This is a genomic window from Methylophilus sp. TWE2, assembly GCF_001183865.1.
In the GTDB taxonomy this organism is placed as follows: Bacteria; Pseudomonadota; Gammaproteobacteria; order Burkholderiales; family Methylophilaceae; genus Methylophilus.
The window spans coordinates 1,403,294-1,417,684 of the sequence record NZ_CP012020.1 but is presented as its reverse complement, the minus strand read 5'-3'; the positions used below and the strand labels follow the sequence as shown (position 1 = coordinate 1,417,684).

The 14,391-nt window shown below is 51.5% G+C and carries 14 protein-coding genes; 9 read left to right on the top strand and 5 right to left on the bottom strand.

Going from position 1 to position 14,391, the window contains the following annotated elements:
- Positions 1 to 59: 59 nt before the first annotated feature.
- The 5 genes from ACJ67_RS06835 to ACJ67_RS06815 all read right to left on the bottom strand — a co-directional run bounded on the left by ACJ67_RS06835 (position 60) and on the right by ACJ67_RS06815 (position 5,549).
- Positions 60 to 974: a rhodanese-related sulfurtransferase gene (locus ACJ67_RS06835; protein ID WP_049638431.1), complete on the bottom strand. Its 915-nt coding sequence runs from the start codon at positions 972 to 974 to the stop codon at positions 60 to 62.
- Between the two features lie 108 nt (positions 975 to 1,082).
- The gene (locus tag ACJ67_RS06830; RefSeq protein ID WP_049638430.1) at positions 1,083 to 1,754 is read right to left on the bottom strand and encodes a formylmethanofuran dehydrogenase; all 672 of its coding nucleotides are present in this window, start codon (positions 1,752 to 1,754) and stop codon (positions 1,083 to 1,085) included.
- The gene (gene fhcD, locus ACJ67_RS06825; RefSeq protein WP_049638429.1) at positions 1,751 to 2,677 is read right to left on the bottom strand and encodes a formylmethanofuran--tetrahydromethanopterin N-formyltransferase; all 927 of its coding nucleotides are present in this window, start codon (positions 2,675 to 2,677) and stop codon (positions 1,751 to 1,753) included. The genes ACJ67_RS06830 and fhcD overlap by 4 nt, the downstream gene beginning before the upstream one ends.
- Before the next feature lie 2 nt (positions 2,678 to 2,679).
- Positions 2,680 to 4,344, bottom strand: a complete 1,665-nt coding sequence (locus ACJ67_RS06820) for a formylmethanofuran dehydrogenase subunit A (protein ID WP_049638428.1) — start codon at positions 4,342 to 4,344, stop codon at positions 2,680 to 2,682.
- The gene (locus tag ACJ67_RS06815) at positions 4,341 to 5,549 is read right to left on the bottom strand and encodes a formylmethanofuran dehydrogenase (RefSeq protein WP_049638427.1); all 1,209 of its coding nucleotides are present in this window, start codon (positions 5,547 to 5,549) and stop codon (positions 4,341 to 4,343) included. The genes ACJ67_RS06820 and ACJ67_RS06815 overlap by 4 nt, the downstream gene beginning before the upstream one ends.
- 229 nt (positions 5,550 to 5,778) lie before the next feature.
- Here ACJ67_RS06815 and ndk point away from each other — a divergent pair, with 229 nt between their 5' ends.
- From ndk to ACJ67_RS14610, 9 genes are read left to right on the top strand one after another with little or no spacing between them, the layout of a single operon-like run.
- Positions 5,779 to 6,183: a nucleoside-diphosphate kinase gene (gene ndk / locus ACJ67_RS06810; RefSeq protein WP_049638426.1), complete on the top strand. Its 405-nt coding sequence runs from the start codon at positions 5,779 to 5,781 to the stop codon at positions 6,181 to 6,183.
- 57 nt (positions 6,184 to 6,240) lie between these two features.
- The gene (rlmN, locus tag ACJ67_RS06805; protein WP_049638425.1) at positions 6,241 to 7,359 is read left to right on the top strand and encodes a 23S rRNA (adenine(2503)-C(2))-methyltransferase RlmN; all 1,119 of its coding nucleotides are present in this window, start codon (positions 6,241 to 6,243) and stop codon (positions 7,357 to 7,359) included.
- A gap of 3 nt (positions 7,360 to 7,362) precedes the next feature.
- Positions 7,363 to 8,160 (top strand): type IV pilus biogenesis/stability protein PilW, encoded by a 798-nt coding sequence (gene pilW, locus ACJ67_RS06800; RefSeq protein WP_049638424.1) that lies wholly within the window; start codon positions 7,363 to 7,365, stop codon positions 8,158 to 8,160.
- On the top strand, positions 8,161 to 9,399 hold the full coding sequence (locus ACJ67_RS06795) for a helix-turn-helix domain-containing protein (protein WP_049638423.1): 1,239 nt from the start codon (positions 8,161 to 8,163) through the stop codon (positions 9,397 to 9,399). It abuts the gene before it with no gap.
- A 6-nt stretch (positions 9,400 to 9,405) separates the two neighbouring features.
- On the top strand, positions 9,406 to 10,686 hold the full coding sequence (gene ispG, locus ACJ67_RS06790; RefSeq protein ID WP_082163944.1) for a flavodoxin-dependent (E)-4-hydroxy-3-methylbut-2-enyl-diphosphate synthase: 1,281 nt from the start codon (positions 9,406 to 9,408) through the stop codon (positions 10,684 to 10,686).
- 3 nt (positions 10,687 to 10,689) lie between these two features.
- A complete protein-coding gene (gene hisS / locus ACJ67_RS06785; RefSeq protein ID WP_049638421.1) occupies positions 10,690 to 11,949 on the top strand; it encodes a histidine--tRNA ligase in 1,260 nt (419 codons plus the stop codon).
- A 24-nt stretch (positions 11,950 to 11,973) separates the two neighbouring features.
- Positions 11,974 to 12,729, top strand: a complete 756-nt coding sequence (locus tag ACJ67_RS06780; protein WP_049638420.1) for an SIMPL domain-containing protein — start codon at positions 11,974 to 11,976, stop codon at positions 12,727 to 12,729.
- Positions 12,726 to 13,550: an ABC transporter ATP-binding protein gene (locus tag ACJ67_RS14615; protein WP_082163942.1), complete on the top strand. Its 825-nt coding sequence runs from the start codon at positions 12,726 to 12,728 to the stop codon at positions 13,548 to 13,550. The genes ACJ67_RS06780 and ACJ67_RS14615 overlap by 4 nt, the downstream gene beginning before the upstream one ends.
- 10 nt (positions 13,551 to 13,560) lie before the next feature.
- Entirely contained in the window at positions 13,561 to 14,370 is an 810-nt protein-coding gene (locus ACJ67_RS14610) for an ATP-binding cassette domain-containing protein (protein WP_082163940.1), read from the top strand.
- Positions 14,371 to 14,391: the final 21 nt, after the last annotated feature.

The following is a 14,391-nucleotide window of genomic DNA, read 5'->3' as shown; positions in this document are numbered from 1 at the left end:
CATCAAAAAACCAACCCTGTTAGATTGGTTTTTGCTGTGAATATATAGTCGAGTGAAGTTTAATTCTGTTCACCGATATGTTGCTTACCGCGCATTTTGGCTAACTTGACTTGCTTTTGCCGTTCGCGCAGCGACTCTTTTTTCTCTGTAGACAATTTATCAAAACAATAAGGGCAAGAGATCCCCGCTTCATATTGTTCGCTTTGCATTTCCGCTTTGGTCAGTGGCATGCGGCAGGCATAACATTGGTCATGGTCACCCACTTCGAGGCCATGTTTAACCGCTACGCGTTGGTCAAACACAAAACAATCACCCTCCCACAGACTTTGCTCTTTGGGCACGGTTTCCAAGTATTTGAGGATACCACCTTGGAGATGGTAGACCTCTTCAAACCCTTGCTGTTTCATGTAAGACGACGCTTTTTCACAGCGGATGCCACCGGTGCAAAACATCGCGACTTTTTTATGTTTGGTTTTATCCAGGTTCTCGGCCACGTATTTAGGAAATTCGCGGAAAGTCGTGGTTTTAGGGTCAATCGCGCCTTTAAAAGTACCGATGTGTACTTCGTAATCGTTGCGGGTATCCAGCACAATCACATCCGGGTCAGAAATAATCGCGTTCCAGTCTTCGGGCTTCACATAGGTGCCCACCACCAGGTTGGGGTCAACCTCTGGTACGCCCATGGTGACGATCTCTTTTTTGAGTTTGACCTTCATGCGGTAAAACGGGTGGCTGTCTGCCCAGGACTCCTTATGTTCCAAATCCGCCAGGCGCGGATCCTGGCGTAAATAGTCAAGCACCGCTCGGATATCTTCCGGTTTCCCGGCAATAGTGCCATTTATGCCTTCATGGGCCAGCAGCAAAGTGCCTTTAATCTGGTGTTTCTGGCAAGCCTCTAAAATCGGTTGTTGCAGGTCTTTATAATCGCTAAGCGTGACAAATTTGTAGAGGGCGGCGGTGAGGTATTGGCTCATTTGAGAACAGCTTTTATTTCAAAAGCACGATTTTACCACTCTAACTACCTGATGCAAAAAGAAAAACGGGCACCAAGCCCGTTGATCTATCGTGACCTATTTAAATCGCTAAGCCTGAATCACCAGGATTTCTGCCTTGCCCAGCCCGCCCATATCGCCCATCCAGCGTTGTACGCGCTGGCTACTGATCTGTGCAAAGCGGCTATCCAGCAACTTGAAGGATTTATACAGGATATTAAGGAAAGGCAATTTGTGAAAACCGCAATCTATCCAGGTCGCTTGCAGCGCAGGTGCTTGCGCCAATAATAATGTGCCGCGCTTCATGCCGTAACCCAGGTGTGCGCCTGTGCTGCCCAGTACGCCCAGCGTACCTGCCATCATGTCAGAGCCGCAATAATCACTTGCATTGCCTTCAATCAGCAGCATGCCTCTGCGCATACGGTCGCCCGCTCGCGCACCGGCGTTGCCTTTGCAAATCAGCACACCGTTTTGCAGTTGCGCACCTAAAAAGTCACCGGCATCCCCTTCCACCACTAGCTGACCAGTCGTCATGCCGAAACCGATATATTGGTGCGAAGAAGTCGTGTTTTTAAAAGTCAGCTTAGGTGCCTCTGTGGCTACGTCTACACTGACCTCAAATGCATCTAAAACGCTCAGGTTAGCGGCGAGTTTGATCGCACCAATCTCAGCTGCGGTTTTGCTTTGCAAAGCCAGAGGCAATAAGGCACGGCAATCGACTGAACGAGAGACTGGCTTGGCAGTTAAAATGATATGGCTCATGCGGTCACCTCCCCGCTTAAAATTGGGCGCAGTTTAAAGTGATGTTGACCCAGCTTGCCCCCATAATTACCGGCAGACACACGCAAAATGCCGTTGTCTTTACCCAGGCTGCAGGCGGCTTCAATGCCTGCTTTCATGGAGACGGCAATGTCTTCAAATGTCAGGCCGTTCACCACAATTTCCATCACGCTTTCCACGCGCGGATCCAACTCGCTTTTCACCACCCCTTTGAGGGTCGGACAGAATGCGTCATTGGTACTGGCAAACATTTTGGGGTATTTGCTACCCACCTTGGAGCCGGAACGCACAACCCCGCCGGGGAAAGGCATAATCACATTGGGCAATTTGCGCATGGCATCAATCGCCGCTTCACAGGCGGTAAGCACTTGTGCCTGGCTGGCGCCGAGCACCAAAAAGTTGCCGCCGCCAATGGCTCGCACCATGCCCGTGGTTTCTTCGGTCAGGAACTCGCCATCCATGACTGGGATGCGCCAGTAGCGTTTGAGTTTGCCGTTGGCATCCGGGATTTGTTTGGAGACCTGATATCCATCGCCAAAAAAGCGCAAATGCTTGCCTAGGCTGATCATGTCCTCTGACTCAATTCCTGCAAAGGCCGCGGCCGTTGGGCAGGTAAGAATACATTGGCCCATGCGCGTTTCCAGCTGCTGCATGAGCACTTTACTGCCCATGGCAAACATCAGCACACTCACCCCTGGGCGGCCATCCGGCGTTTCGTCTTCAGAAAGTTCACGCTCTATGCCCGCCTCGACGCCACAGCCAATCACACTGGTGGCAAAACCAGTCATCGCATTGGCAGCGTTATAGGCCCAGCGCAGATTTTGCGCGGTAATCAGGATACGTGTGCCGCGCATATTGAATGCTTCGGCAAAGGTATCGTCAATCTCTACTCCATTAATAACCATAATTACCCCTGCGCATGATTGATCACATGATTGCGGCCATCTTCCGCAATATGGTCATTGCTGATTTTGAAGTTTTGCATTTGCATGGTGTGGTATCGGTCAAAATACTGTTTGATGTCTTTTTCCACCCCGGTGTCAAACGAAGGTTTGGCGGTATGGGTGGCACCCCACACGACTTTAATCACCTTGCCTTCTTTAACAACCAGTTCGCCATCTTTAAACACCAAGTCTGGCTTGGCAAACATCGCCTCTTTGTCAGCCTGATCAGTGTAAACGGTGATATCTGCAGCTGCGCCTACACCTAAGTGACCACGGTCTTGGAGGCCAATCAATTTGGCTGGCGCTGAGCGGGTCATGGTGGCGATTTCATACAGGCTGTATTCACGATCCAGAGATTTCAGGTTGCTCATGGCCTGCGCATCTAGGTTGAGCTTGTCGAAAGCATCATTACGGAACGATTTATCCATGAGCAGGCGAATCAGGTGCGGATAGCTGGTAAACGGCGCACCGTTCGGGTGATCCGTGGTCAGGAATACGCGCCAGGGATCGTCCACGCTCAAAAAGACTTCCAGGCCAATCGCCCATTGCAAAGCATTGACGTAATTTTCATCGCGGTATTTGAAAGGGACCACGCCACAACCGGCATCACACTCAATATCCATAATCACTGACTTTTTCGGATTGGCGACTTTGGCGTTTAAGTGCTGCATCATGTTATCGCCTGAAGCCGTCACGGTCTGGCCGAACAGAATCTGGCCGACATCGGCGGTGATATGCTTGTTGTTATTGATGGCCTCGGCAATATTGGCCGCCGCAGAAGAAAACTTCTTGTCGCCCTCTGTGCCGTAGCTATGAAACTGGATATGTGTCAAATGCATGGGCAAGCCATCGCTGGCGCCCATGGTATCCAGGGTGGTCTGGAAGTTACCTGCCACGCCCAGATTATTACAGTGCACATGCAGAGGCTTGGCAATGCCGATCTCGTTCACGGCACGACTCAAAGCCTGCAAAATGCGGCGTGGCGTGATGTTGTAGTAACTGTGCAGTTGATCCAGATCCTGGCGACGCTCGTTAAATTTAAACGCAGAAATGCCTCCTGGATTCACTACCTTGATACCTATTGTCTGCGTGGCATGCAGTGTCCAGGCCACATAGTCATTAATAGTCTTCTGGTCGGCATTCTGGCTTAGCAAACGTAGCAGGTAATCATCGTTACCCAACATGGCATAGCCGCCTTTGTCGATCATGGGCGTGTCACCCATTTCCATATGGGCCTGACGCGCATTGACAGCAAGGATGGCAGGCTCAAAAGCGGCGGTGTAACCCATCTCGATGTAGCGCATACCCGTATCGGTGGTATTCGGTGTGGCATGATGGCTACAGTTGGCGCCGCAGATATGCGCTTCAGGCTCTTGCAGCTTGCGCATGGCCTGGTATTCAGGCAGCAGCATACGCGCAATATTGACTTTGCCACCACCGATATGACTGTGCATATCAATGGCCCCTGCCATGACGATTTTGCCATTGAGGTCGTACACCTGGCCGATTTTCTCACTATCGGCCGGTTTGGCAATAATGCGGCCATCACGAATATAAATATCCTGCACCACGCCATCTTTGTTATGGGCGGGGTCAATCACTTTGGCATTTTTGAGTAGCGTAATCATGCCAAATCTCCTTGTAGTTGAGCTTGTATCATCGCCACCACTTGCGTCAGCGTAGGTAGATCGGAAGGTTTGGCTGCAATTAACGGTAGCGTTACCGAACCATCGACACGGAACTGCTGGCCATTGCAATCCAACCCTGGCGTGGCTACCGGGATAAACACGGCGGGCGCGGTTTCAAACTTGCTATCAGGTGCACCCAATATAATCACAGGCGAGGTATCTGCAGGCGGCATGGCTTCAGGACTGTAACTATTGACCCACACCACGGCATCGTGGCTTTCCCATTCTGGCGCGTCGATAATCACGCCATTGAGCCAAGTATGCGTATAGTTGACACTGGTATCTCCGTCACTGCCGCCTAGCGACAAGCCCATGGCACGGCTTTTCTGGTTTAGCGCCACCACGGTTTCGGTAATATTTTCAATGGTGAGTTCAGCATGGTCGTAATGCAAATCTTTTGAGACCCAGACCAAGGTCGCATATTTGGCTGCTTTCAACGTCTCGGCCACGGCTTTCAATCGACTCACGGCGATCCCAGCAACGTCGTCTGCTGTCACAAGTTTGTCCATCACCAGGGCACGCAAGGTTGCCATCACTTCTGGCAAATGTTCAGAAGCACATTCAATGACTTCTGGTGTACGTCCATCTGGTGCAACACCAGGCTTGGTATTGAGTTTGTCACCGCCCAGGTAAATCACCTTACGCGCAGCAGGCTCGGTAAACATGGCGTCATTGACCCACACCACACGCTCAAAAAAACGTGCGTTATGCGTCACGACATCCGTGCCTATCATCAGAATCACATCCGCACGGTTCCGCACCTCAGTTAGTGTCGTGGTCTGCCAGCCGCGATGTTGTAACACTTTCATGTTGCGTAAAGTACTGCTGGCATTCAGATGTGTCATCGCCGCCCCTGTATGCTGTGCCAGGTTCACGAGTGCACGTGCTCCGTGCACATCAGTACTACTCCCTGCAACCAGCGGTGCTTCGGCTTGCTTGAGCAAACCGGCGGCTGCCTTGACCGCATCCGCCAGCGGAACATTTTTGCCACCTACTTGGGGTTGGGAACCGCTTGTGGTCCGCGCATAGAATTTTGCGGCTTTGCCACAGGAAAATTGCTGCTTGGCAATGGTTTCCCCCGTGATATCGTCACATAGCAAGCCGCAGGCCGGGCATGTATGCATGATGTGTTCTTGATTAGTCATGGCTAGTCTCTCGTTTTTAATCACCCATATTCAGTACGTATGCGCTTGTGATCGTTGCAAACCATCACATCATAAAACAACTATTCCCTCTAGATAAAAAAAATAAAGCAATGAATGCCTGTTATTTAAACCAATCACATCATCAAGCGACTATCAAGGTTTATCAATCACGTTAAAAATAGTAGAATAGTCGTTTGTTTTTCTTGTTAATTCATTATTTGGAGTTCTCATGGCTTTAGAGCGTACCCTCAGCATTATCAAACCAGACGCGGTTGCAAAAAACGTGATCGGTCAAATCTACACCCGTTTTGAAAATGCCGGTTTGAAAATCGTTGCCGCTAAAATGACTCAACTGACACAAGCTGAAGCTGAAGGCTTCTACGCAGTGCACAAAGAGCGTCCTTTCTTTAACGACCTAGTCAAATTCATGATCTCCGGTCCTGTGATGATTCAAGCCCTGGAAGGCGAAAACGCTGTGTTGAAACACCGCGACCTGATGGGTGCAACCAACCCTAAAGATGCAGCGCCAGGCACTATCCGTGCTGACTTCGCTGACAGCATTGATGCAAACGCAGTACATGGTTCCGATTCATTGGAAAATGCGGCCATCGAAATCAAATACTTCTTCGGCTAATCAATCAATTTTCGTCACTTTAAAGACGCTCAAATTGATACCGAATTAGGAATCCACTTGGTTAACTTGCTGAATTTTAACCAACCGCAACTCGCCGAGTACTTTTCCAGTCTCGGCGAGAAGCCTTTCCGCGCCAAGCAATTGATGCGCTGGATGCATCACTTCGGGGTGTTAGACCTCGAGCAAATGACCGATATTGCCAAAACCTTGCGCGAAAAATTGCGCCAGGAAACCGAATTTACCTTGCCTGAAGTGCAGCTGGAGCAAGTGTCTGATGATGGCACGCGCAAATGGCTGATTGGCACCAATAACCTTAGAGACGGAACGTCCAATAGTGTGGAAACCGTCTTCATTCCTGAAGATGACCGCGGTACGCTGTGTATTTCCAGCCAGGTAGGCTGTGCACTTGAATGCACATTCTGCAGCACCGGTCGCCAGGGGTTTAACCGTAACCTAAACGTTTCCGAAATCATCGGCCAGCTGTGGATTGCCAACCACTCTCTACGCCAAGCCCCCGGTTACGACTTGCTGCCACCCGGTGAGCGCATCATTTCCAATGTGGTCATGATGGGCATGGGTGAGCCATTAGCTAACTATGACAACGTGGTTACCGCCATGCAGATCATGCTGGATGACAGTGCCTATGGCCTGAGTCGCCGTCGCGTCACCTTGTCGACTAGCGGTATGGTACCTGCGATGGACAGGCTCAAGGAAGACTGTCCGGTCGCTCTTGCAGTGTCATTGCACGCGCCCAACGACGCGCTTCGCGATGAAATCGTGCCTATCAACAAGAAGTACCCAATCAAAGACCTCATGGCCGCTTGTGAGCGCTACCTGGTCAAAGCACCACGTGACTTTGTAACGTTTGAATATGTGATGCTGGATGGCGTCAATGACACGCTGGAACATGCCAAGCAATTAATCAATATCGTGCGTGATGTGCCATGCAAATTTAACCTGATTCCCTTTAACCCGTTCCCCAACAGTGGTTACGGTACCTCCAAACCCATGCAGGTACGGGCGTTTCGTGATATGTTAATGCAGGCTGGCTTTGTCGTGACGGTACGCAAAACACGTGGTGACGACATCGATGCCGCGTGTGGTCAGCTGGCCGGCAAGGTCCTGGATAAAACCAGACGTACAGAAAAAACCATTGCGATACACCCGGAACAGTAAGCCATGAAATCAACCTTTTTCAAGCCATCCGCAGTCATGCTTGCCCTGACGACAGCGCTGTGGATGACGGGTTGTGCGCAAAACCCTTCCGCAAATAACAATTCGCCATACGAACAACAATCGATCGGCCGAGAAACCGGTGACGTTGAATCTGCACGCGTACACACCGAGCTTGGTGCAGAATACTTTCGCCTTAAGCGTTACGAGGTAGCCCTTGAAGAGTTCAACACGGCTATTGAACGCAGCCCAAGCTATGCCCTCGCCTATAACGGCCTGGGGCTGGTATATGCCACCCTCGGTGATCAGGCCCGTGCCGAAGAGGCTTTTAAACGCTCCATACAGTTGCAACCAACAAACTCTGAATCGCATAATAACTATGGAAGATTCTTGTGCGAGCAGGGTAAATTTGAAGCCTCGCAAAAAGAATTTGCCCTGGCAGTGAAGAATCCGCTATACAAAACCCCACAGGTAGCGCTTTATAACGCTGGCGTTTGTGCACTGCGTGCCCAACAAAAAACACAAGCGGAGAATTACTTTTTCCAAGCTTTGCAGATAGACCCGCTGGCACATGCCAGTGCATACCAGCTGGCTAACCTGCAGTTTTCACGCGGCGAACCGTCGTTGGCATTGAACACCTTGCAAAACAGCGTGAACATTGCCCCGACACCGGAGTCATTATTACTGGCCGTGCGAATTTGCCGGTCATTGCATATGACTGATGACGCTACCTACTATAGTGTCCAATTGCATAAATTGTTCCCTAACGCCATTGAAACCAAACAATTGCAAAATATGGAGTAAATGCGAGTGACGTCAGAAGACAAAACCAACGTCAACCCCACACCGGCAGAAGCGGTAGAGAAACCCAGGCGTGGCCGTAAGCGCAAGGCGGACATTACGTCCTCGACAAGCAACCAGATCACACCTGAAAGCATGACCGAAAATAACAGCCACCCGTTGGAAAGTATGTTTGCGTCTGCAGATACTCATATGCCGGAAACGCAGCCTGAACCAATAGACAGCCCTGAAGAATATGGTGCAGCCATGGCCATGGAAAGCGCGTCACAGCCAGCGACCACGGCCATTGTCTTAGGGTCTGGTTGCGGAAATGTTTTGAAAGCGGCACGCGAAGCACAGGGTTTGAGCATCCATGAGGTTTGCAGCCAACTGAGGTTGGGTGTTAAACAAATTCAGGCCATAGAACAGGATGACTTTGATAAGTTGCCACAACCCAGTATTGTGCGCGGTTTTATCCGCAACTATGCCCGGTTACTCAATATTGATGTGCAGCCTATCCTTGAAGCTTATCAACGTATTGTCCCCAATAAAGCTCCGTTGCCCTTGAGCGTCCGCTCCAATGCCAGCCCTTCGGTCATTGACCAGCCAACGCCTGCATTTCGTCCACAACGCTTGCTCACCCTGCTTATTTTCCTGATTCTAGCAGGCATTGCTGCCTATTTTTATGTGAATCATATCAAGCCACAAGCCTTGAAAGATGCATCGCTGGCACTTGATGTGGGGGAAATCAGTGACGCCACCCAGCAGGAAATTGCCATGCCTGCAGACTCCACACCTCCGCCCGCTGTCGCCGAGCCTGCGCCCCCCGGCACAGAAAATGTGGATGTCAATAGTGCTGATGCCCAGACCAATAATACAGATACGCAAACACCCAATACGAGCAGTGAAGTCACCCCGGTTCAGCCTGCGACAAACACGATGACTGAAAGTACTATCGTCAGTACGCCAACGCCAGCCACGACAGAGGCAGCGGAGAGTACAACCATTAAAGCGACCGACCCGCAAAAAGCCAATCTGCAGTTTAAGGTGAGTGAAGATTCCTGGGTTCGTATCGAAGACATGCAGGGCAAGAAAGTCTTCAGTGAAGTGTTGCCTGCTGGCTCAGAGCGCCAGGTCGTCACCGAAAAACCGGTGAATATCACCGTTGGCCACGCTGCAGGTACGCAGTTAACCATTGATAACCAGCCTTACGATTTAACGCAAGCCACCCGTGGTCGCGTCGCGCGCATTCAACTGAAATAATCAATCATGCTATCCCGTAGAAATACCCTTCAAGTGATGGTTGGCCACGTGGCAGTCGGTGGCGGACTGAATGGCACAACGGTTTCCCCTGTGGTCGTACAAAGCATGACCAATACAGACACTGCCGATGCACAAGCCACTATCGCGCAGGTCTATGAACTGTGGCAGGCTGGCTCCGAGGTAGTACGCATCACGGTGAATAGCCCGGAGGCGGCGGCACAGGTAGGTACTATCCGCAAAGGGCTGGATGCACTTGGCTGCCCGGTGCCATTGGTAGGTGACTTTCATTACAACGGCCACAAGCTATTGCAAGCCTACCCTGAGTGCGCACAAGCACTGGCCAAATACCGCATTAATCCCGGCAATGTTGGCAAAGGAAGCAAGCGTGACGAACAGTTTGCTGCCATGATTGAAGCCGCCATTCATTACAAGAAAGCCGTGCGAATTGGTGTCAACTGGGGCAGCCTGGACCAGGCCAAAATGGCGCAGATGATGGACGACAATGGCAAGTCAGCCAACCCGCTGTCTGCTGATGCACTCATGCGTGAAGCACTGATCCAGTCCGCACTCGAAAGCGCACAGCAAGCGGTGGATTTAGGCTTAAGCCCCAACCAGATCATTATTTCATGCAAGGTCAGCAATGTGCAGGACCTGGTACTGGTCTACCAGGAGCTGGGCAATCGATGTGACTACCCGTTACATCTGGGCCTGACCGAAGCGGGCATGGGCTCCAAGGGCGTGGTGGCCTCTACAGCTGCGTTGGCGATTTTGCTGCAACAAGGCATAGGCGATACCATACGCGTCTCCCTGACGCCAGAACCAACGGAGTCACGCACCAAAGAAGTGATTGTGGCGCAAGAAATTCTGCAAACCATGGGCATACGCTCATTCACCCCGCTGGTCACCGCCTGCCCTGGCTGTGGTCGCACCACCAGTACCTATTTCCAGGAACTAGCCTTGCAAATCCAAAACTGGTTACGCAATCAGATGCCCATCTGGCGAAGCCAATATCCTGGTGTGGAAACGCTCAATGTCGCCGTCATGGGCTGCGTAGTCAACGGGCCAGGTGAATCCAAATTAGCCAATATTGGCATAAGCTTACCTGGCACGGGTGAAGTCCCCGTGGCCCCGGTGTTTGTCGATGGCGAGAAAACCGTCACGCTTAAAGGTGACCACATTGCCGAAGAGTTTCAACAGATCGTGGACGAGTATGTCCGTACACATTACGCAGAAGGTGGCAAGCTGCACGCAGCCAAGCCTGGCGTAATCCCTATCCTTGCTATTTAGTTTATGACGCAAAAATTCCAATCCATTAAAGGCTTCTACGACATCTTGCCCGAAGCCACCCCACTCTGGTTCAAACTCGAAGATACTGCACGCAGCATTTTGGGCCAGTATGGCTACAACAATATCCGCATGCCGTTGGTGGAGCCCACCGAATTGTTTGTACGTAGTGTGGGTGAACATACAGACATCGTTGAAAAAGAAATGTATGCCTGGGAAGACAAACTCAACGGCGACAAACTGACCTTGCGCCCGGAAGGCACCGCAGGCTGCGTCCGCGCCGTGGTGGAACACAACCTGACTTACAATGGCCCGCAACGCTTGTGGTATATGGGCCCCATGTTCCGTCATGAGAATGTGCAGAAAGGCCGCCAGCGCCAGTTTCACCAAATCGGCGTGGAAGCGTTTGGCTTTGATGGGCCGGATGTGGATGCCGAGCAAATTGTCCTGCTGGCCCGCTTGTGGCAAGCATTAGGCATTGAAGATGTTGAATTACAGTTAAACAGCATAGGCGACGCCGATGAGCGTGCGCAATACCGCAAGACATTAATCGCTTACTTTGAGCAGCACGCAGAGTTGCTGGATGAGGACGCCAAACGCCGTCTGCACAGCAATCCACTACGTATTCTCGATACAAAAAATCCACGTATGCAGGCCATATGCGAAGCCGCGCCAAAACTCATGGATTGCCTCAGTGACTCCTCCAAACAGCACTTCGCGCGCTTATGTGCCCTGCTTGACCAGGCTGGGATTACTTATGTAATTAATCACCGCCTGGTGCGTGGCCTGGATTATTACAACCGTACCGTATTTGAATGGGTCACCACCAAGCTGGGTGCCCAGGGCACCATTGCCGGTGGTGGCCGCTATGACACGCTGGTAGAGCGCATTGGCGGCAGTGCCACCCCAGCTTGTGGCTTTGGCATTGGCCTGGAACGGGTATTCCTGCTGATGCAAGAATATGGCGTCACCGCAAGCAGCCAGCCTGACCTCTATCTGGTCAACGTGGGTGAGCTGGCAGAACAAAAAGCCTTTACTGTGGCCGAAAGCCTGCGTAGCATGGGTCTTAATGTGGTGTTGCATGCCGGTGGTGGCAGCTTCAAGTCACAAATGAAAAAAGCAGATCGCAGTGGTGCCAGGTTTGCCGCTATTCTGGGCGATGATGAAGCCGCTGCTGATGAACTTAGCCTGAAACCCATGCTGGGTCAGGGCGAGCAGGCACGTGTTAAACTTGACCAGGTATTAAGCATCGTTCATTCCAGCTAATTGCTACCCGTGACAGGAGGCCAGATGTCAGAGCAAAAACATTTTTTTAATGCCATGACGGCCCTGGGCCTGTTACTGGCAGTGGGCATGGCATCCGCAGCCTTTATTCTGGGCGTGCAGGCCAAACACGCTGTTTCCAGCCAGCAGTCCATCACCGTCAAAGGCCTGGCGGAAAAACCGGTTAAGGCAGACCGCGCGCAATGGACCATCAATATTGGCGTGGTTGCACCTACACAAGCCGAAACCCTGCGTGCCATAGACCGTGAAAGAGCCGTCCTGGCAAACTTTCTCGATCAGCAGGGCCTGGATTCCAGCATGCGGACAATTGATGTGCAAACATTAGGTCCGCATTACGAAGAAGAGTACATACACGATAGTCCACGCCAGGTCCAGCGTGGCTTTGAGGGCTATCAGAGTGTGCATATCAGCACCACCGACCTCAAAAAAATCGCCGCAGCCAACCAGGCCATTTTAACCTTGCGCGCCGATAATCACCCGGTGACTTCACAACCACCGGAATACCTGGTCAGCAATCTCGAAACCGTCAAAATGTCGCTGATTGCAGACGCCACCAAAAATGCACGTACGCGTGCCACCGAGTTTGTCAAACAGGATGGCGTCAAGGTGGGCGTCATGAAATCTGCCAGCCAGGGTGCTTTTTATATCCTGCCTGCCACCGGCGGCGAGGACAGTGATAACAGCTATGGGGGCATTTATGACAAATCCACTGTAGATAAAATTGCCCGTGTCGTGGTCACCGTGGTCTACAGCATAGAATGAGCGAAATTCTGCGTTTAGAAAATCTGAGCATTACGCCGGCGCATACGCCCGAGCGTAAACTGGTCAGCAATGTCTCATTCACGCTGGCACGCGGAAAAACCACTTGTATCGTTGGCGAATCTGGCAGCGGCAAAAGCCTGACTGCGCTCAGTATCATGCAACTGCTGTCGCCACAGTTGCGCATGCAAGGACACGTGTTCTTCCAGGGACAAGATATCAGCCAGTTCAACGATGCTGCCATGCAGCATCTGCGTGGCAGGCAAATGGGCATGATTTTCCAGGAGCCTATGACCTCGTTGAATCCGGTGCTGACCATAGGCTTCCAGATTGGCGAGCCTTTACAGACACACCTTGGGCTTAAAGGTCAGATACTGAAACAAAAGGTAGCCTCGCTACTAGAGCAAGTGGGGATAGATCCTGCGCGTGCAAACAGCTATCCGGACGAGCTTTCTGGCGGCCAGCGCCAACGTGTCATGATTGCCATGAGCATTGCTTGCGAACCAGCTTTACTGATTGCAGATGAACCGACCACAGCCCTGGATGTGACGGTGCAGGCGCAAGTATTACGCCTGCTGGATGAATTGAAGAGTCGCATGCAGATGGCCATGCTGTTTATTACCCATGATTTCGGTGTCGTGGCCGATATTGCCGATGAAGTCATCGTCATGTTCAGGGGTGAAATTGTGGAGGCTGGCAATGTCGAACAGGTCTTGCAATCCCCACAACACCCATACACGCGTGCCCTGCTCGCCTGTGTGCCTGACGCCGAAGGGAAAAAAATATTGCAACCCATGCGTTATGACTGGCTCACGCCCGCCTGATGGAGCGCTTATGTCCGATATCCTGCTGCAAGCACGTCACCTGAACAAAACCTATCATCAGCGCACTGGCACTTTAGGCCTGAACACACAGACCATCCATGCGCTCGAAAATGTCAGCCTGACAATGAAAAAAGGCACCACGCTGGCCGTGGTCGGTGAATCTGGCAGCGGCAAGTCGACACTGGCGCGCGGCCTCATGCGCCTGCTGCCGCTAGATAGCGGAGAAGTGATATTTGATGGACAGGATTTCCTGGCATTGGATAAATCTGCCCTGCGCTCCGCACGCCGGCATATGCAAATGGTCTTTCAGGACCCTTTTGCTTCGCTGAATCCCAGGATGCGGATCGGTGAGGTGATTGCTGAAGGCCTGGTCATACACGGTATCGGAAACAAATCACAGCAACAGGACATGGTTGTACAAATGCTGGAAAAAGTCGGGCTGCAAGCAGAAGATGTACATAAATACCCGCACCAATTTTCCGGTGGGCAACGCCAGCGCATAGGCATTGCGCGTGCCCTGATACTGCAACCCAAACTAGTGGTATGCGACGAGCCGGTCTCGGCGCTGGATGTTTCCGTACAGGCGCAAATTCTACTACTGCTGAAGCAACTACAGCAGGAAATGGGGCTCAGTTACCTGTTTATCACGCATGATTTACGCGTGGTCAGGCACATTGCGGACGAGGTACTGGTCATGCAAAAAGGCAAAGTAATTGAGCAAGGAAGCGTAGAAACCATTTATAATGCTCCCCAACAAAAATATACCCAACAGCTGCTTAGCGCGATTCCAGGCCATGGATTACGTGCAGTAGCAGCTTAATCTCGACAAAACTCACATAAG